The organism is Kitasatospora sp. NPDC001683 (assembly GCF_053596495.1).
Window position 1 is genome coordinate 1 of sequence record NZ_JBSFGK010000134.1, and the last position, 16,133, is coordinate 16,133.

18 protein-coding genes are annotated in these 16,133 nt (G+C 71.3%); 12 read left to right on the forward strand and 6 right to left on the reverse strand.

Translation table 11 applies throughout. From position 1 onward, the window contains the following. Positions 1–903: 903 nt before the first annotated feature. From ACWCYO_RS37340 to ACWCYO_RS37360, 5 genes are all read left to right on the forward strand, one after another. Positions 904–1,998 carry a sugar ABC transporter substrate-binding protein gene (locus ACWCYO_RS37340; protein WP_270150357.1) on the forward strand — a complete coding sequence of 365 codons (1,095 nt, stop codon included), beginning with the start codon at positions 904–906 and terminating at the stop codon, positions 1,996–1,998. Positions 1,999–2,165: 167 nt separating this feature from the next. Then, a complete protein-coding gene (locus ACWCYO_RS37345; RefSeq protein ID WP_270150358.1) occupies positions 2,166–2,954 on the forward strand; it encodes an ATP-binding cassette domain-containing protein in 789 nt (262 codons plus the stop codon). After that, the gene (locus tag ACWCYO_RS37350; protein WP_405000772.1) at positions 2,951–4,231 is read left to right on the forward strand and encodes a sugar ABC transporter permease; all 1,281 of its coding nucleotides are present in this window, start codon (positions 2,951–2,953) and stop codon (positions 4,229–4,231) included. Before ACWCYO_RS37345 ends, ACWCYO_RS37350 begins: the two co-directional genes overlap by 4 nt. 518 nt (positions 4,232–4,749) lie before the next feature. Then, positions 4,750–5,109, forward strand: a complete 360-nt coding sequence (locus ACWCYO_RS37355; protein ID WP_449786704.1) for a hypothetical protein — start codon at positions 4,750–4,752, stop codon at positions 5,107–5,109. Positions 5,110–5,184: 75 nt separating this feature from the next. Continuing rightward, positions 5,185–5,526, forward strand: coding sequence for a hypothetical protein (locus tag ACWCYO_RS37360; protein WP_270150362.1), 342 nt, complete (start codon positions 5,185–5,187; stop codon positions 5,524–5,526). On the opposite strand, the gene ACWCYO_RS37365 is transcribed toward ACWCYO_RS37360, so the two are convergent. Together ACWCYO_RS37365 and ACWCYO_RS37370 are read right to left on the reverse strand one after the other, a co-directional pair. After that, entirely contained in the window at positions 5,519–6,331 is an 813-nt protein-coding gene (locus tag ACWCYO_RS37365) for a C1 family peptidase (RefSeq protein WP_270150363.1), read from the reverse strand. The genes ACWCYO_RS37360 and ACWCYO_RS37365 overlap by 8 nt on opposite strands. A 320-nt stretch (positions 6,332–6,651) precedes the next feature. Continuing rightward, entirely contained in the window at positions 6,652–7,161 is a 510-nt protein-coding gene (locus ACWCYO_RS37370; protein WP_270150364.1) for a hypothetical protein, read from the reverse strand. Positions 7,162–7,481: 320 nt separating this feature from the next. Here ACWCYO_RS37370 and ACWCYO_RS37375 point away from each other — a divergent pair, with 320 nt between their 5' ends. After that, on the forward strand, positions 7,482–7,703 hold the full coding sequence (locus tag ACWCYO_RS37375) for a hypothetical protein (protein ID WP_449786705.1): 222 nt from the start codon (positions 7,482–7,484) through the stop codon (positions 7,701–7,703). 618 nt (positions 7,704–8,321) lie between these two features. Here ACWCYO_RS37375 and ACWCYO_RS37380 read toward each other — a convergent pair. Continuing rightward, a complete protein-coding gene (locus tag ACWCYO_RS37380; RefSeq protein ID WP_449786706.1) occupies positions 8,322–8,801 on the reverse strand; it encodes a MarR family winged helix-turn-helix transcriptional regulator in 480 nt (159 codons plus the stop codon). Positions 8,802–8,998: 197 nt separating this feature from the next. Here ACWCYO_RS37380 and ACWCYO_RS37385 point away from each other — a divergent pair, with 197 nt between their 5' ends. From ACWCYO_RS37385 to ACWCYO_RS37400, 4 genes are all read left to right on the forward strand, one after another. Beyond that, positions 8,999–9,949, forward strand: coding sequence for a saccharopine dehydrogenase NADP-binding domain-containing protein (locus ACWCYO_RS37385; RefSeq protein ID WP_449786707.1), 951 nt, complete (start codon positions 8,999–9,001; stop codon positions 9,947–9,949). Positions 9,950–9,954: 5 nt separating this feature from the next. Then, the gene (locus ACWCYO_RS37390) at positions 9,955–10,692 is read left to right on the forward strand and encodes an MBL fold metallo-hydrolase (RefSeq protein WP_449786708.1); all 738 of its coding nucleotides are present in this window, start codon (positions 9,955–9,957) and stop codon (positions 10,690–10,692) included. 508 nt (positions 10,693–11,200) lie between these two features. Further along, positions 11,201–12,073, forward strand: a complete 873-nt coding sequence (locus ACWCYO_RS37395) for a nucleoside hydrolase (RefSeq protein ID WP_270150370.1) — start codon at positions 11,201–11,203, stop codon at positions 12,071–12,073. A gap of 21 nt (positions 12,074–12,094) precedes the next feature. Beyond that, positions 12,095–12,403: a hypothetical protein gene (locus ACWCYO_RS37400; protein ID WP_270150372.1), complete on the forward strand. Its 309-nt coding sequence runs from the start codon at positions 12,095–12,097 to the stop codon at positions 12,401–12,403. Between the two features lie 51 nt (positions 12,404–12,454). Here ACWCYO_RS37400 and ACWCYO_RS37405 read toward each other — a convergent pair whose 3' ends face one another. Next, a complete protein-coding gene (locus tag ACWCYO_RS37405) occupies positions 12,455–13,081 on the reverse strand; it encodes a uridine kinase (RefSeq protein WP_449786709.1) in 627 nt (208 codons plus the stop codon). Positions 13,082–13,369: 288 nt separating this feature from the next. Here ACWCYO_RS37405 and tnpA point away from each other — a divergent pair, with 288 nt between their 5' ends. Next, positions 13,370–13,714 carry an IS200/IS605 family transposase gene (gene tnpA / locus ACWCYO_RS37410; RefSeq protein WP_449786712.1) on the forward strand — a complete coding sequence of 115 codons (345 nt, stop codon included), beginning with the start codon at positions 13,370–13,372 and terminating at the stop codon, positions 13,712–13,714. A 35-nt stretch (positions 13,715–13,749) separates the two neighbouring features. After that, on the forward strand, positions 13,750–14,964 hold the full coding sequence (locus ACWCYO_RS37415; protein ID WP_449786710.1) for an RNA-guided endonuclease InsQ/TnpB family protein: 1,215 nt from the start codon (positions 13,750–13,752) through the stop codon (positions 14,962–14,964). Between the two features lie 26 nt (positions 14,965–14,990). On the opposite strand, the gene ACWCYO_RS37420 is transcribed toward ACWCYO_RS37415, so the two are convergent. Together ACWCYO_RS37420 and ACWCYO_RS37425 are read right to left on the reverse strand one after the other, a co-directional pair. After that, on the reverse strand, positions 14,991–15,347 hold the full coding sequence (locus ACWCYO_RS37420; protein WP_270150376.1) for a GNAT family N-acetyltransferase: 357 nt from the start codon (positions 15,345–15,347) through the stop codon (positions 14,991–14,993). A gap of 157 nt (positions 15,348–15,504) precedes the next feature. Then, a complete protein-coding gene (locus tag ACWCYO_RS37425) occupies positions 15,505–16,131 on the reverse strand; it encodes an FAD-dependent oxidoreductase (RefSeq protein ID WP_449786711.1) in 627 nt (208 codons plus the stop codon). Positions 16,132–16,133: the final 2 nt, after the last annotated feature.

Sequence of the window (16,133 nt, forward strand, 5' to 3'; positions counted from 1 at the left end):
GACCACCAGGGCGACCCACGAGGGCCCGTGCCCGCGCATCCGCGCCGGCGCGGGCCCTCGTGCCGTTCCCGGCCGCCCGGCGCGGGAGGACGCGGCGGCGCAGCAGGACCTCCCGCGGCGCGCCTTCGCCCTCGACGACGCGGAGTGGCTCACGGGGTCGCGCGTCCGCCCCGCACGTCCCCCCGGGGTGCCGTCGCCGCCCCCTGCGACCCCGCGGCCGCGGCGTGATCCACCGGACGGTCGGCGCTCCCGTCCGACCGTCGCCCGGGCACCCTGGGAACGGGCCGGGTCCCGGCGCGACGATCGTCGTCCTCGTCGGTGCCGAGGGGGAGCCGTCACGGACCCTGCCCGGCAACCCATCGGCTCGTAAAGACGGCGGCAGGCGGCCCGGCCCCGCGCGGCCGCCGCTGACTGTGCGTCAGGATCCTCCGGAGGCAGGGCGGGTCGGGTCCGGGGTGCCGGCCAGGCCGGGTGCTTCCGCAGGCGGGAGCACCGCCGTGGGGTTCGCGGCCGACCCGCGAGAAAGATCCAATCGACACATATTGAACGCATAACTCCCACAGGTCGCCCGAGCGGACCATGCGGCGTCCGACCCGCGGCCCGACCTCTCGCTAGCCCTGGCCGCGGGCCGGCCGCCCCCGCCGCCGTTACGGGCGGTCTACCCTGCGTCTCTGTGTGTTCATGACGCCCGCCTCTGGGGCAGGCGCGGCCGGCCGGGTCGGGTGGTCCCCGGCCGCCGGTCCGGAGGCGCCCGTTTTCGGCCTCGTTATCTTCAAGAAGATAACGAATAGGTCTGACTAGGTCTCGTCTTGCATTTACTTCTTGACTCAATCTGGCGGGTGAGGGTTGACTCCAGCCAACTCCGCCGCACCGTCGCGGCGACGTCAGGGAGGCACCCCCACCATGAACGCAACGATGCGTCGAGCCGTCATCGCCACCGCCGCCGTCTCGATGGCCCTGTCCTTGGCCGCGTGCGGCAAGGCCGGCGGCGACAAGAAGGACTCCGCCGCCTCCGGCGACACCAAGTCCATCGGCCTGCTGCTGCCCGAGAACGCGTCCTCGACCCGCTACGAGTCCTTCGACCGGCCCTTCATCGAGGCCAAGGTCAAGGCCCTGTGCGCGGACTGCAAGGTGCTCTACAACAACGCCGAGGGCAGCGCCGCCAAGCAGAAGCAGCAGTTCGACACCCTGATCGCCCAGGGCGTCAAGGTGATCGTGCTGGACGCCTTCGACGCCACCTCCACCCAGGGCTGGGTGCAGGAGGCCGCCGCCAAGGGCGTCAAGGTCGTCGCCTACGACCGCCTGGCCACCGGCCCGGTCGCCGCCTACGCCTCCTTCGACAACGAGAAGGTCGGCGAACTCCAGGGCCAGGCCCTGCTGGACGCGCTCGGCCCGCAGGCCGCCGACGACAACATCGTCATGATCAACGGCGATGACGCGGACCCGAACGCCGGCCAGTTCAAGGCCGGCGCCCACAAGGTCCTCGACGGCAAGGTCAAGAAGGTCGTCTACGAGCAGTCGGGCGAGTGGAAGCCCACCGTCGCCGGGCAGAAGATCGGCGCCGCGATCACCCAGCTCGGCAAGGACGGCTTCCAGGGCGTCTACTCCGCCAACGACGGCATGGCCGGCGCCATCATCACCCAGCTCCAGGGCGCGGGCATCAAGGTCCCCGTCGGCGGCCAGGACGCCGGTCTGGACGCCGTCCAGCGCATCGTCAACGGCGACCAGGCCTACACCATCTACAAGGCCTACAAGCCGCTCGCCGACAGCGCCGCCGAGCTGGCCGTCGACCTGCTGCAGGGCAAGGACGTCAAGACCGTGGCCACCGCCAGCGTCGACAGCGCCACCGACAAGGGCATCCCGGCCAAGCTGCTCGACCCCAAGGTCGTCACCAAGGCCAACATCCAGGACACCGTGATCGCCGACGGCCTCTACAAGGTCTCCGACATCTGCACCGCGGACTACGCCGCCGCCTGCGCCGCGGCCGGCCTGAAGTAGTTCCGCCCGGGCGGAGCTCCCCACCTCCCCGGGGGAGCACCGCCCGCGCCGCGCGGCGGGCCCGCCCCGCTCCGGCACCCCTTTCACACGCTCACCCGCCCGCGCCGCACGGTGCGCGGGCCAGCCCGGCCGCCGACCACCATCACGGCGCGCGCGGGAAGAAGGAGATGGTTCACGTGACAGGCGCACCCGTACTGGCGTTGCGCGGGGTCTCCAAGCGCTTCGGCGCCGTCCAGGCACTGACCGACGTGCACCTGGAGGTGCACGCCGGCGAGGTGGTGGCCCTGGTGGGCGACAACGGCGCCGGAAAGTCCACGCTGGTGAAGACCATCGCCGGCGTGCACCCCATCGACGAGGGAACGATCGAGTGGGAGGGCGAGGCGGTCTCCATCGCCCGCCCGCACGACGCCCAGGCCCTCGGCGTCGCCACCGTCTACCAGGACCTCGCGCTCTGCGACAACCTCGACGTGGTCGGCAACCTCTTCCTCGGCCGCGAACTGAAGAGCTACGGCACGCTCGACGAAGTCGCCATGGAGAAGCGGGCACGCGAACTGCTCGACACCCTGTCCATCCGCATCCCGAGCGTGCGCATCCCCATCGCCGCCCTCTCCGGCGGCCAGCGCCAGGTGGTCGCCATCGCCCGTGCCCTCGTCGGCGACCCCAAGATCGTCATTCTGGACGAGCCCACCGCCGCCCTCGGCGTCGAGCAGACCGCCCAGGTCCTCGACCTCGTCGAGCGCCTGCGCGACCGGGGCCTCGGCGTCATCCTGATCAGCCACAACATGGCCGACGTCAAGGCCGTCGCCGACACCGTCGCCGTCCTGCGCCTGGGCCGCAACAACGGCGTCTTCGAGGTGGCCGGCACCTCGCACGAGGAGATCATCTCCGCCATCACCGGCGCCACCGAGAACGCCGTCACCCGGCGCCAGGCCCGACTCGCGGAGGAAGCGAAGTGACCACCGAACAGCCCACCCCGACCAAGTCCGCCCCGGCCGAGCCCGCCCCGGCCACCCCCGCGGTCGACCCCCGCCTGCTCGTCCGCGAGGCCGGCATCGCCGGCTACCTCGCCGAGTTCAAGCAGAAGATGAAGAACGGCGACCTCGGCTCCGTACCCGTCGTCCTCGGCCTGATCCTCATCGCCGCCATCTTCCAGGGCGTCACCGGCGACTTCCTCAACGCCGACAACATCACCCACATCACCCAGTGGATCGCCGGCCCCGGACTGATCGCCGTCGGCATCGTCTTCGTGCTCCTGCTCGGCGAGATCGACCTCTCCCTCGGCTCCGTCGCCGGTGCCTCCGCCGCCATCGCCGCCGTCCTGTCCGCACGCTCCGGCTACAACGAGTGGCTCGCCTGCCTCATCGCCGTCGCCGTCGCCGTCGCCATCGGCGCCCTGCACGGCTTCTTCTTCGCCAAGATCGGCGTCCCGGCCTTCGTCGTCACCCTCGCCGGCCTGCTCGCCTGGAGCGGCCTGCAGGAGTACGTCCTCGGCGACAAGGGCACCGTCAACGTCGTCCACGACGGCGTCCTGGCCAACCTGGACAACTACTTCCTCGGCGACGGCGACATCGTCTACGCCTGGGGCCTCGCCGTCCTCGCCGTCGCGCTCTTCGCCGCCGGACAGATCCTCGACGCCCGCCGCCGCAGCGCCGCCGGCCTCACCGCGCGACCCGTCAGCGAGATCGCGCTGCGCACCGGCGTCCTCGCCGTCGTCGCGCTGAGCGCCGCCTACATGCTCAACCAGGACCGCGGTCTGCCGCTGCCCGTGCTGGTCTTCCTGACCATCGTGGTCGTCACCGACTTCGTCCTGCGCCGCACGAGCTACGGCCGGCAGATCTTCGCCGTCGGCGGTGGCGTGGAGGCGGCCCGGCGCGCGGGCATCAACGTCGCCTGGGTCCGGATCTCGGTCTTCATGATCTCCGCCGGCATGGCCGCCCTCGGCGGCCTCTTCTACGCCTCCCAGCAGGGCTCCGCCGACAAGATCCTCGGCGGCGGCAACGTCCTGATGAACTCCATCGCGGCGGCCGTCATCGGCGGCACCAGCCTGTTCGGCGGACGCGGCAAGACCTGGTCGGCCCTGCTGGGCATCCTGGTCATCCAGAGCATCACCACCGGCCTCGACATGGTCCACGTCGACCAGGCCATCCAGTACATGATCACCGGCGCCGTCCTGCTCGCCGCCGTCGTCCTGGACTCCGTCTCCCGCCGCACCCGCAAGACCGCGTCGCGCTGACCCCCCGTCACACCCGGCCCGGCATCCACCCCCTCGGATGCCGGGCCGGCCGCTTTTCTGCCCCCCTCTCCCGCCGAAGAGGCGCCACCGGGCCCCGGGCGGCGGCCGCGCAGGGTGCCCGCGGCGGCCGCGATGATCCACACCATGAGCGGGACGACCCCCACCGTGATGTGGACGCACGACCCGGCCACCACCGTCGAGCTGGTGCTACGCACTCTGCCCTCGGGGTTCGCACCGGCTGAGTCCTGTTCGTCCCGGCGGCTCTCACGGGGTGCCGGTCCGCCGCGAGATCCGGCGCGCGCCTCCGGTGGCGGATGGGGGCGATGGACCGGTGGTCGCCCGGACGCCTGTGACGACCTGCCGCTGCTGGACGGCCGCGTGGCCCGTCCCGCCGGCGGCGGGCCCCGCGGGCCCCGGGGGAGGACGCGTGAGCCGGCGACGGAGACACGGCACACTCCCGGGCGATCACCTTCCGCGAGAACGTCAACACCGTCGGACCGCAGGACCGCCGCGCCGCCGTGCCGGACGCGCTGGTCGGACCCGCGGTGCGGGACGCCTCCGACAGCCGGTTCGTGGGCTGCGGGGCTGAACTCGTGGACGCCCTGCTGACCTACCGCCGGCGCCCGGTGGCCGGGCCCGGACCCATCGAGGTCGGTCTCCTCCCGGGCGGCTGCCTGGCGGTCGTCCGCGACCGCTTCCTCGCGGAGGGGGGCTTCGCGGCCTTCAGCGGATTCGGGCTGGAGGCCGCCTTCCCCGGCGCGATCACCACCGTCCTCGCCGAGCCGTGGGCGGCGGCGCGGCAACGGCTCCTCGCCTCTGGGCTGCGGCCGACCGCCGACTACCTCGACCAGTGGGCACCCCGGGCCTTCGGCCCCTGAGGCCGGATCCACCTCGTTGCGTCCGTGTCGGTCGTGCAACCGTCGTCCCACCGGAGGACCTGCTGGACGCCTTCGGTGACCGGGAGTTGCGCTGCGACGACCGCGACGACCTCCGAGCACGCCCTGGACGCCGTCGCCACCGCCGGCCTCCTCGGCCGCGCCGGTTCGGCCGCGTACGGCGGCGACGCCGTCCACGCGGCGGGCAGCCCGCAGATCACCGTCCACGGCTCACGGACGCCCGGCATGTTCCGCCTCCTGCTGGAGGCCTCCGAGCCGCTGCCCGCCGCGGAAAGGCCGGAACGGTTGACGGCGCTCGCCGTGGCCGGCAGCGACCGCCTCAAGGACCGCCGCGCCGCCTTCGCCACGTTCAAGGCCTCCACCGATGAGCGGCCCGGAGAAGAAGGCGGGTTCAGGTGACGATGCGGATCGTCCAGAAGTCCGAGGCGAGTCCCTGCTCGGTGAGGTAGGCGTACGGCATGGTGAAGTAGCCGTCCATGCCCCAGCCGGGCCCCCAGGAGTTGCGGACGATGAAGCGCTCGGTCTGGTCGTCGTAACCCACGGCCATCACGGCGTGTCCGCCGATCACCTCCTCGTCCGTCGTCGGCAGCTGTGCGACGCCGGTCTTCTGGACCTCAGCGCTCTCGAAGTCGGCGTAGACAGTGAATCCGAAGACGAACGGGAAGCCAGCCGCGAGACAGGCCTTGAACTGGTTGAGGTCCCGGCTAACGCGTTGGTAGGCGGTCACCGTGGACTTGAGGGCCTCCGTGTAGCAGCTCGCCGGAGGCTTCTGGCCGGCCCGCGCGTTCTGCGGGAAGGGGCCTCCGTCGGAGAGTGCGGGTGTGCCGTCGTAAGGCCACTCGTCCTCCGGACACACACCCAGGTTCGCCACGGACTTGATCCCGTCACGCAGCTGTGCGCCCGAGTCCGTACTGGCATGACCCTCGATCACCCGTTCGTTGTAGTAGATGAACAGCCGCGACGGAACGAAGGCCTGCAGGTTCTGCCTCATGAGCTCGAACTCGAACGCCGCGGCGATGGCGTTCGCGGTACAGCTGCCGATCTCGCCCTGGTCGTAGACCGGCGGGCACTGGCCGCGCAGATCCGCTGAGGGCGGCAGGCTGATGAGCGAGAGACGCGGTGCGGAGTAGAGGAAGTCGCGGGCGTCGGGCAGGTCCGGTGCCCAGCCGTAGCGGGCTGTGCGACGCGTGGTCGGATGTGGCATGGCACTCCTGTCAGGTCGGTCCGTCAGCGCGCGATTGGTGACCGGGCGCGGGTGTACCGTCTGTATCCAGACCATGCCGAGGTCAACCGCTCTCGGACGCGCGTCCCTCGGGCAGGTCATTACCGACCGCCTGATGGTGCTCTCTCAGGCCCGGGCCCCTCCAGGTCGGAAAACGGGGGGCCTCCGGCACGGCGGGCAGACGGTCGGCCGTATCGACCCCTGGGCGTGGGCGAAGACGTCCGCCGAGGTCCGCAGCCGGATTCCCGGGCGGTCGGGCACCTGAGTGTCAGGTCGTGGGCCACGCGCGGGGGCCGAGGCGTCTATCCGTGGTCCGGGTCGGTGATCTGGGTGCGGGCACGGGCGAGCATCTCGTTGGCCTCGGTGAGGGCGCTTGCTGCCGTCGCTGGCTGGTAGTCCTGGTCGAGGTCGGCCTGGAGAATCAGCATGAGGGCGCGGGCCGTGTCGCTGGCGGCGTTGATCAGCTGGTTTCGGCCCTCGGTGGCATCGCGGAGGTAGCGCAGCTGTCCGGCGAGTTGGGAGACCTGCCAGTACCAGATGGTGGGCAGGTTGGCGGTCATCGCGGGCAGTATGGTCGCGCGGCTGGCGGTGATTTCGTCCAGGCCCGCGCCGCTGTTCAGCAGTTGGATCTCCGCCAGTGTGGCCTCGCTGGCCAGGGCGCCGTAGGCGGCGGCCGCGAGGCTGGCCGTGCGCAGGGCGTGCTGGTCGGTCGCGGCTTCGTAGGTGTGGGCCGGGATGACGGGGTCGGTGACGTGAAGGAGCCGCAGGATCTGGGCGAAGATCTGTGCGTCGGGTGCGCTGTGGTCGGTCACGGGCGGTATTCCATAACGTCCGGGCGGTTGAGGTGCCTGCGGCGCGCGGCGGGCCATACGTGGGCGTCCGAGCGGGTCAGGCGGTGCGTAGGGGGTGCCGCCGATCCGAAACGGCGGCAGCACGCGCGCACGCTGATGGACCCGTTCACCTGGCTGTCGGACCGCCAACAGCCGCAATGCCGTTCGTTTTGTCTGCGATGCGGACCAGACGTCCGCTCGGGTGACTCTCGCTCCCTGCTTCGCGCATTGCGCCCTTCCCAGTACACCCGCCGGTGAACATGGGCCCGGTGAACACGCACCCTGCTCCCGGGAAGGCCTCCATGCCCGCCGACGACCAACTCGCCCGCTTCCTCACCTCCCTCAGCCCCGCCAGCCGCGAAAAGGTGCAGGCGCAGCCGCAGGAGCGACAGGAGCAGCTGGCCGCCGCCTGGGAGGACGAACTCAGCGAAGACACCGATCTGGACACGCTCGACGAGCTGTCGCCTGTCGCGGCTGCGGACGAGGCGGCTGAGCGGGTGGTGCGGCAGTTCTTCGAGTCGTGACCGCCGGCCAACCGCACCCTTCGGAGCCGGCCCCACCCGGTCAGCCCGGCTTCGTCGAACCGGCCGTGAGCACTTCCCCGCCCTGGCGAGCTCGTGGCCCGACGCGGCCCGGCCCTCGGCCCCCAGCGGTGCCCCAGGCCTCCCGGCAACGGCCTGCAGCCGCCCAGCGCCCCCGGCCCACAGACCCATCCGGACGCCCACAGCCGCCCCCAGCCTGCCGAGCAGGCTCGACGCCATCGCCGCGCGGCTGCGCACCGCGTCCGGACGGTGTGTGGCAGGCTCCGAACGCCGCGCTGCGCCCGTGCTGGACGTGCCGGGCCTCGGTCGGCGGGAAGGAGGGCCCGAAGCCGGAGCTGCGGGAGATGGCCGGCCCGGGCCGGCTGGAGTGCCCGCAGTGCTTACGACCCCGACCACGACACCGCCCTCCAGCACGCGCCGCGTCGTGAGCGCCACCGCCGCGGCATCCGCGGCCCGGGGCCCGGGCGGGGTCGGCGGGCATCTCGCGCGCGAACCGGTGGCGGTACGGCGGGGGTTCGTCGTCCGCGGTGCCCGTGCGCGGGAGTGTGCCGACCACGCCGGGTCGGTCGAACCGTGTCCCGGCGCCGGTCGCCGGTGTGGCTAACGGGGGAAACGGTTGCGGACGGTCCGGGCGACGTCGGTGCCTTCGAGCAGTGTGTGCAGTAGGCCGGTGAGGGTCGCGATGTCCGCGCCCGAGAGCGGTTCGGCCATCGCGGCGGTGAGCCGGCCGGTCGCTTCGCCGAGCCGGTCGGCCAGGGCCTGGCCTTCGGCGGTGAGTTCGAGCAGGACGGCGCGCTTGTCCTGCTCGTGAGGGAGGCGGCTGACCAGGCCCCGTTGGACCAGCGAGTCGACCAGCCGGCTCGGGCTGCCCTGCTCGCAGACGAGCAGACGGCCGAGGGCGGCGAGGGTGACCGGCTGGTGGCCCGCCAGCACGTCGAGCACCTCGGCCTGGGGCGGCGTCAGGCCCAGCGGGCGCAGGGCCTCGCCGAACCGGCGGCTGCCCTCGCGCTGGGCCGCCAGCAGAAGGTAGCGCAGCTCGTCGTGGGCGGCCCGGGGGGAGTGGGTGCGGTCGGCGGTCACGTGCGCTCCTTCGCTCTCGGCGGACCCGGGGTGCGCCTGGTCCGCCTGGTCCGCCGTCCGAGTACGGGAGCCAGCATATCAATGGTACGACATTGATGACCCAACATTCATGACTAGACATTGATGATGTGACATCGATGTTGTGTCATGATGTCCCCGTCGGCGGGAGGGCCCCGCCGACGGGAAGGGGCATGGTCATGCGTAGTGACTTCGTGGTCCTCGGCGCCTCCGGCACCACCGGTGGCCTGATCACCGAGGAACTGGTCCGGCAAGGTCGGCGGGTCGTGCTCGCCGGCCGGGACGCCGCGCGGCTGACGCGGACCGCGGCCCGGTTCGAGACAGGGGCGGTCTCGGTCCTGGCGGTGGACCTGGCGGACCCCGCCTCGCTGAGAGCGGCGGCCGGTGCGGGCAAGGTGCTGGTCAACACGGTCGGTCCGTTCGCCCGGCTGTCCCCGCCGGTGGTGGCGGCCTGCCTGGACGCCGGCACCGCCTACCTCGACCTCGCCAACGAGCGGGCCGCCGTGCGCGCCCTGCTCGACCGGGACGCCGAGGCCCGCGGACGCGGCGCCACCCTGGTGACCGGAGCGGGGTTCGGCCCGGCCGCCACCGAGGCACTGGTGCTGGCCCTGCTGGGGACGGGCGTCGGCGCGACCGAGGTGAAGGTCGCCACCGCCCCCCACAGCGCCCACGACACCGACGGCGTGCGCGGAACCGTCGCCGAGGCCATGGCCGAGGGGGCCACCCGCTACCGGGCCGGCGAGCTGGTGCGCGCGCCGCTCGGCGAGGGCGCCACCACCCTCACCTTCGGCGGCGCCGCCCGGACCGTGATCCCCGTGCCGATCGGCGACCTGGAGGCGGCGCGGGAGGCGAGCGGTGCACCGGAGGTCACCGCGTACGCCGTCCCGCGCGGCACGGGGACGGACGACGGCCGCTCCCACGCCTACGCGGAACTCACCGACGCGGACGGGCGGGTGCACACCGCGCAGCTGAGCACCGGCGAGGGGTTCGCGTTCACCACGGCGGTCGCCGTCGCGACCGCCACCCGCCTCCTCGACGGCCCGCCGCCCGGTGCCTGGACAGCGGCGCGGCTGCTCGGCGCCGAACCGGTCGCGTCCCTGCCCGGCACCACGATCCAGCTGGGCCGGTGAGCGCGATGACCACCGTGCACCGCCTGGGTGACCACCTGGTCAACTTCTACCTGGTCGACACCGGGCCCGCCCTGCTGCTGGTCGACGCCGGACTGCCCGCGCACTGGGACGGCCTTCGGACCGCACTGCGCGACCTCGGCCGCCCGATCACCGACATCGCGGCGGTGCTGGTCACCCACGGCCACCCCGACCACGTCGGCGTCGCCGAGCGGGTCCGCGCCGCCTCCGGCGCCGAGATCTGGGTGCACGAGTCCGACGCGCCGATCCTGACCGAGCCCCGACGACTGAACGAGGTCTGGACCCCGGAGCGTTCACTGCTCGGCTACGCACTCCGCCGCCCGAACAGCCTGCGCGCACCGCTGCACCTGGCCCGGGGCGGCGCCCTGCGCATCCCGCCGATCCGCAGCCTGCGCACCTTCACACACGACCGGCAACTCGACCTGCCCGGCGCGCCGCTCGCGGTCCACACGCCCGGCCACACGCACGGCAGCACCAGCTACCTCTTCCCGGACGCCTCGGTCGCCTTCACCGGCGACGCCCTGGTCACCCACGACGCGGTGGCCGGCCGGGTCGGACCGTGCGTCATCTGCCGGGCCTTCACCCAGGACAGCACGGCCGCGCTGGCCTCACTGGAGAAGATCGCCGAACACGAGATCGCCACCGTGCTGCCGGGCCACGGCGAACCCTGGACGGACGGCCTGGCGCGGGCCGCGCGGCAGGCGGTGGCCGGCGGAATCCGTTAGACCGCATGAAGTGCGCTGCTCGCGGTGGCGGGTCCGCCCGGACGGGAGGACCCCCGGCCCGGGGCACGCATCAAGGCCGGGCCGCTTCGCGGTCGCCGCGCGAGCCTTGACCCGGGTCCTGCCGAGCCGGGCGGACACGGTCGGCTGCCGGGCGAGAGAGCACCGCTCCACGAACGCAACGACGCCGGATAGGAGCGGCGCTCGGCCGCACGGCCGCCAGCGCCCGCTGCGCCTCGATCAGCCGGTCCGGGTACTCGAAGGTCTCCTGCTTGCCCGCCGCGCAAGGTACGTGGACCCAACCAGCGCCGGGCCGCGCCTCGCCGCCGACGGCGGGGTGGTAGATCACGTGGGAGCGGACTGCCCACTGCTGGCCTGGCCCGGTGGTTCGGCTGCTGATGCTGCGTTGGCGGCCAGCAGCGCACGTCGGCGGTAGTCGGCGGCGGCCGCACGCGCTCGTCTCGCCGATATTCCGTTGGTGACGCTCCGTCGGGTCGGTACGGTCGCGGGCATGGCAATCCCGATCGTGTTCGACATGGAGACCGGCGACCCCGACGACGTCTTCACCCTGTGTGCCCTCGCGACCCATCCGTGGGCACACTTGGTGGCCGTGACGGTCATGCCCGGATCGGATGAGCAGGTCGGCATCGTCAAGCACCTCCTCGGGCGCCTCGGGGTGAGCGCGCCGGTCGGCGCATACCGGCCCGGCGCCGACGTGAAGCCGGTGTCGGGCTTCCACCGCCGATGGCTTGGCAACGCTCCGGCTCGCGAACCCGACGCCGAGGCCTGGCAGCTGCTGCGGGACGCCTTCGCCAGCGGGGACGCGACGCTGCTCACGGGGGCGCCGCTGAAGAACCCCGGCATGCTCCTGGAGCGGGAACCGAACGTGCGCATCGCCCGCTGGGTCGCGCAGGGCGGCTTCGCCGGCGACTCCGTCGTCCCGCCCGAACACCGTCTCCCCAAGTTCGAGGGACGCGAGACCTGCCCGACGTTCAACTTCAACGGCGCTCCGGACGCCGCGTTGAAGCTGCTGGAATCGCCCCACGTCGGTGAGCGGGTGCTCGTCTCGAAGAACGTCTGCCACGGCGTCGTCTACGACGGCGCGATGCACGCCGCCCTGTCGGCGCGGCGGCTCACACCCGGAATGGCGCTCGTGCGGGAGGGCATGGGGGTCTACCTGGCCAAGCGCCGCGCCGGCAAGGCCTTCCACGACCCGCTCGCGGCGGCCGTGGCGCTCGACGAATCCGTCTGCGCGTTCCGCGAGGTCGAGGTGTACCGCGAGCGCGGCGCCTGGGGTGCGCGTCCGGCGGCCGGCACCCGGACGCGGATCTCGGTCTCGGTCGACCACGCGCGATTCCTGGACGTCCTCACGGCTACCGGGTGACGGCCCTCGCCCCGAGCGAGCTTGAAGGAACCCCCAGGCCACGCGCGGCTGGGTGGAGAAGGGCGCCTGCGGCCTGGACGGCTGGGCCTGCCTGATCGACGGCGACTCGTCGTCTACGCCACCGCGGCCACCATCCGCGCCGAACGGCAGCGCGTCCACGACCACACCGCCGCCACCCGCGCCGAACGTCAGGACCCTGACCACGACACCGCCCTCCAGCACGCGCTGCGTCGTGAGCGCCACCGGCAGGACGTCGCCGACCGCCAGGCCGTCCGCGACCTCACCCAACAGTCCGGGCCCACCCGCCCGAGGGTGCGCCGCATCCAGTGAGTGGGCGGATGCGCAGCTGCCGTGTCCGCCCACCGAATCCGCATCACGGCGTCAGGATGCGAGGGCTGGCGAACGTCGAGTTGTCGACGATGACGTCCACCATCGGGCGGGCTCGACTTCCCGGACGTAGATGTCCTCTGCCACCAGATACCGGTTGCGGTGGATCGACTCGGTCTCGGATCCGGTCCAGTTCTGATCACGGGCAGCGCCGCGCTGGACGGACAACTCCGCATCCACGTGCAACCAGACCCGGAAGTCCCAGTAACCGTTGATCTCCGGCCGGAAGGCGAAGACGCCATCCACGATCAGAACCGTGCCGGAAGTGAGCGCCGTCCTCTCCGCAGCATGGTCCTGCTGCGTGAGCGGGTCGATGCTGCACAGGACCGCGGACGTCGTCCCTGGAGTCCGGCAGGGATCGAGCAGCAGGCGTTTGACCACGTCGTAGTCGTACGCATTGCGGTAGTACCCCTCCCCTGACTCACGGTCGTAGAGGCGCCGGTCCTTCCACGGCTTCTTGAAGTCATCGAGGCTCGCCCGAAGCACAGGGCGTCCCGCGGCACTGATCCACTCGGCGAGTTCGTGTCCGAAGCTCGTCTTACCGGAAGCGGTGAGGCCGTCGATTCCCACCAGCAGACGGCCCGTGCCGACGGTCAGGACACGTTCTGCGATCGCCTTCACCAGCGCACTGCGTTCGGGGGAGACCGCCGGAGGCGTGGGCTGTCGCCAGGTCGAAGCTCATGAATGCACTTCCGCCCGCCGCGGTCCCATCAGACCTTCTTGCGGGGGGACCACCGGCTTTAGCCGGTGAGGGAATCGCATTCTTGGATCGTAGGCGCGAAGCGCCGAAGCCCACTCGGATAACCATTCTGACGATTCGTCACAACTAGACACATGTCGCGTGCATAGTGATCACGTGTCTGTGACTCGGAAGGTTCGCCGGTATTCCGGTGGCGTGTACGACTTGGGCTGCACGTGGTGTGGTGCCCGAAGTACCGCCGTCGTGTGCTCGGTGGCCGTGTCGCGGTCCGGCTGCGGGAGCTGATCGAGCAGAAGGCCGCCGAGAAGGACCGGGAGTCCATCGCCCTTGAGGTGATGCCCGATCACGTACACCTTTTCGTCAAGCACGAGCCGAAGGCGTCCGCATCCCACGTGGCGAATCAGTTCAAGGGCTTCACTTCCCGTGTGCTGCGCGCCGAGTTTCCGCACCTCAAGTCCTCGATGCCCACGCTGTGGTCATCGTCGTTCTTCGTCGCCTCGGTCGGCGCGGTCAGCGCGGAGACGGTGGAGAAGTACATCAACACCCAGTGGTAGCGCCCCTGGACGAAGAAGCAGAAGGAGGAGCAGGCGTGATACGCGCGTACAAGTTCCTCCTACGGCCGACCGTCCAGCAGGCCGCTGCGCTCGGCGAGATGCTGCGGGATCACTGCTCGCTGTACAACGGGGCGTTGCAGGAACGCCGTGACGCCTACCGGCACGTCTCGAAGACGAGCATCAAGTACGTCGATCAGTCCGCGCAACTCAAGGAGATCCGGGCATTCGATCCGGAGCGTCAAGGCCGCTGGTCGTTCTCCTCTCAGCAGGCCACGCTCCGCAGGCTGGACAAGGCATTCGCCGCGTTCTTCCGCCGGGTCAAGACCGGCGAGGAGCCCGGCTATCCGCGTTTCAAGGGCGTCGGGCACTTCGACACCGTAGTCTTCCCGAAGGACGGCGACGGCTGCCGCTGGGACTCCACCCCGCACGACCCGCAGACCCGTGTTCGATTGCAAGGCGTCGGACACGTCCGGGTTCATCGGCACCGGCCGGTCAAGGGCCGCGTCAAGACGATGAGCGTCAAGCGCGAGGGCCGCCGCTGGTATGTGATCCTCGCCTGCGATGAGGTGCCCGCCGAACCGCTGCCGCGCACCGGGGCGATGGTCGGAATCGACATGGGTACCGTGCACTTCCTCACCACCAGCGACGGCGCACACGTCGAGAACCCTCGCTTCCTGCGCAACTCCGCTGGGGAACTTGCCGTCGCACAGAAGAACCTGGACACCTTCCCGAAGAAGCGGAAGGCCAAGAACCACACCAAGCGGCACCGTGCAGCCGCCCGCACCGTCGCTCGGCTGCACGCGAAGATCGCCCGTCAGCGACTCGACCACCACCACAAGCAGGCCCTCGCCCTCGTGCGTGACCACGACGTGATCGCCCACGAGCGGCTGAACATCGCGGGCATGACCCGCACCCCGAAGGCCAGGCCCGACCCCGAACGACCCGGCGTATTCCTGCCGAACCAGGCCGCCGCAAAGGCCGGGCTGAACAAGAGCATCCTCGACGCGGGTTGGGGGCAGTTCCTCACGATCCTGGCGAACAAGGCTGAAAGCGCCGGTCGCCGAGTGATCGCGATAGACGCCCGCAACACCTCTCGCACCTGCCCCGAATGCGGGCACGTCAGCGCGGAGAACCGCACCACCCAAGCGAAGTTCCAGTGCACCGCGTGCGCGTTCACCGCGAACGCCGATCACGTCGGCGCACGGAACGTCCTCACCAGGGCCGGGCTGGCCCTCTGCGACGTGGCGTAGCCACCGACACAGGAAGCCCCACGGCTTTAGCCGTGGGGAGGAGTCACGAGGCGCTTGACGTAACGATGGGCGGGCACGCGTACGGGACCCTGGTCGCTGGGCGCGTGGTGGTCGAAGACCCCGGTGTCCTCCCAGCCGTTGCGCGTGTAGAACGTGCGGGCACGGAGGTTGCCGGCCACCACCGCCAGCCAGGCCCGCCCGTGACCGCCGGCTGCGACGAGACGCTCGGCTTCGGCGAGCAGAGCCACGGCCACACCGCTTCCCCGGTGGTTGCGGGCCACGTACACCTGCTCGACCTCGTCGTCGACCACCATCACGAAGCCCGCCACCGCACCATCGACGACCGCGACGACCGCGTCACCGACGCGTTGCACGGCGCGCACGGCGAACGACTCCTGCGTCCGTATGGCGAGTAGGGCTTCGGGAACGTTCCCCAGGTGGGCGTCGCACCACCCTCGATACCAGATGTCTCCGATGGTCTGCGCGTCCTCTGGCCGAGCCGGACGTATTTCCGTAACTCCGCTTGTGTTTTCCGTCATGTCAATTCCATGGGGGTGGTGGTACCGCTGGACGTCGTCGGCTGCAGGTTTCCGCGACGGGTTGCCGGTGAGGCGGCCTCTGGCACCTGCTGCTGCCTGTGGGAGGGGCGTTCGTGGGGCCGGGCCGGGGGCTGGAACGGCTCGCGGAGCTTGTCGGTACCTGTTGGTCCGGGCTCTGACTGTCTCGGCCGAGAGCCCCGTGCGACATGAGCCGGTCCGGCGCCTCCTTCGCGAGTCTGGGGCCGGAACCCGGCGGTTTCATCGTGAGTCCGACGCGTGGGGGGGTGAAGTCCGGTAGGTGTTGGAGGCTTTCGGTGACGGCGGTGAAGCCGTAGTCGAGCATTCGGAGTTCGTACTGTGCGATGGCGGCCGGGAGTTCGGCCTCATCGCGTTGGACGGCGGCGAGTGAGCGGGAGAGCAGCGCGGCGTCACGCAGGGCCGTGTTGGCGCCCTGGCCGCCGCTCGGTGGCATGGGGTGGATCGCGTCGCCGAGCAGGGTGACCCGGCGGGTGCCGCCCCAGTGCGGTACCGGCTTGGCGCAACGGACGGTCAGGGGTGAGCTGTTGACGACGTCGGCCTGGCGGACGAGGTCGAGCAGGTCCGGATGCCAGTCGTCGAGCAGGGCCAGCA

Bases quoted from the DNA above. Each gene is read 5' to 3' on its own strand.
- ACWCYO_RS37340 (WP_270150357.1), top strand. From the start codon at position 904: ATGAACGCAACGATGCGTCGAGCCGTCATCGCCACCGCCGCCGTCTCG.
- ACWCYO_RS37345 (WP_270150358.1), top strand. From the start codon at position 2,166: ATGGTTCACGTGACAGGCGCACCCGTACTGGCGTTGCGCGGGGTCTCC.
- ACWCYO_RS37365 (WP_270150363.1), bottom strand. From the start codon at position 6,331: ATGCCACATCCGACCACGCGTCGCACAGCCCGCTACGGCTGGGCACCG.
- ACWCYO_RS37375 (WP_449786705.1), top strand. From the start codon at position 7,482: ATGCCCGCCGACGACCAACTCGCCCGCTTCCTCACCTCCCTCAGCCCC.
- ACWCYO_RS37385 (WP_449786707.1), top strand. From the start codon at position 8,999: ATGCGTAGTGACTTCGTGGTCCTCGGCGCCTCCGGCACCACCGGTGGC.
- ACWCYO_RS37390 (WP_449786708.1), top strand. From the start codon at position 9,955: ATGACCACCGTGCACCGCCTGGGTGACCACCTGGTCAACTTCTACCTG.
- ACWCYO_RS37395 (WP_270150370.1), top strand. From the start codon at position 11,201: ATGGCAATCCCGATCGTGTTCGACATGGAGACCGGCGACCCCGACGAC.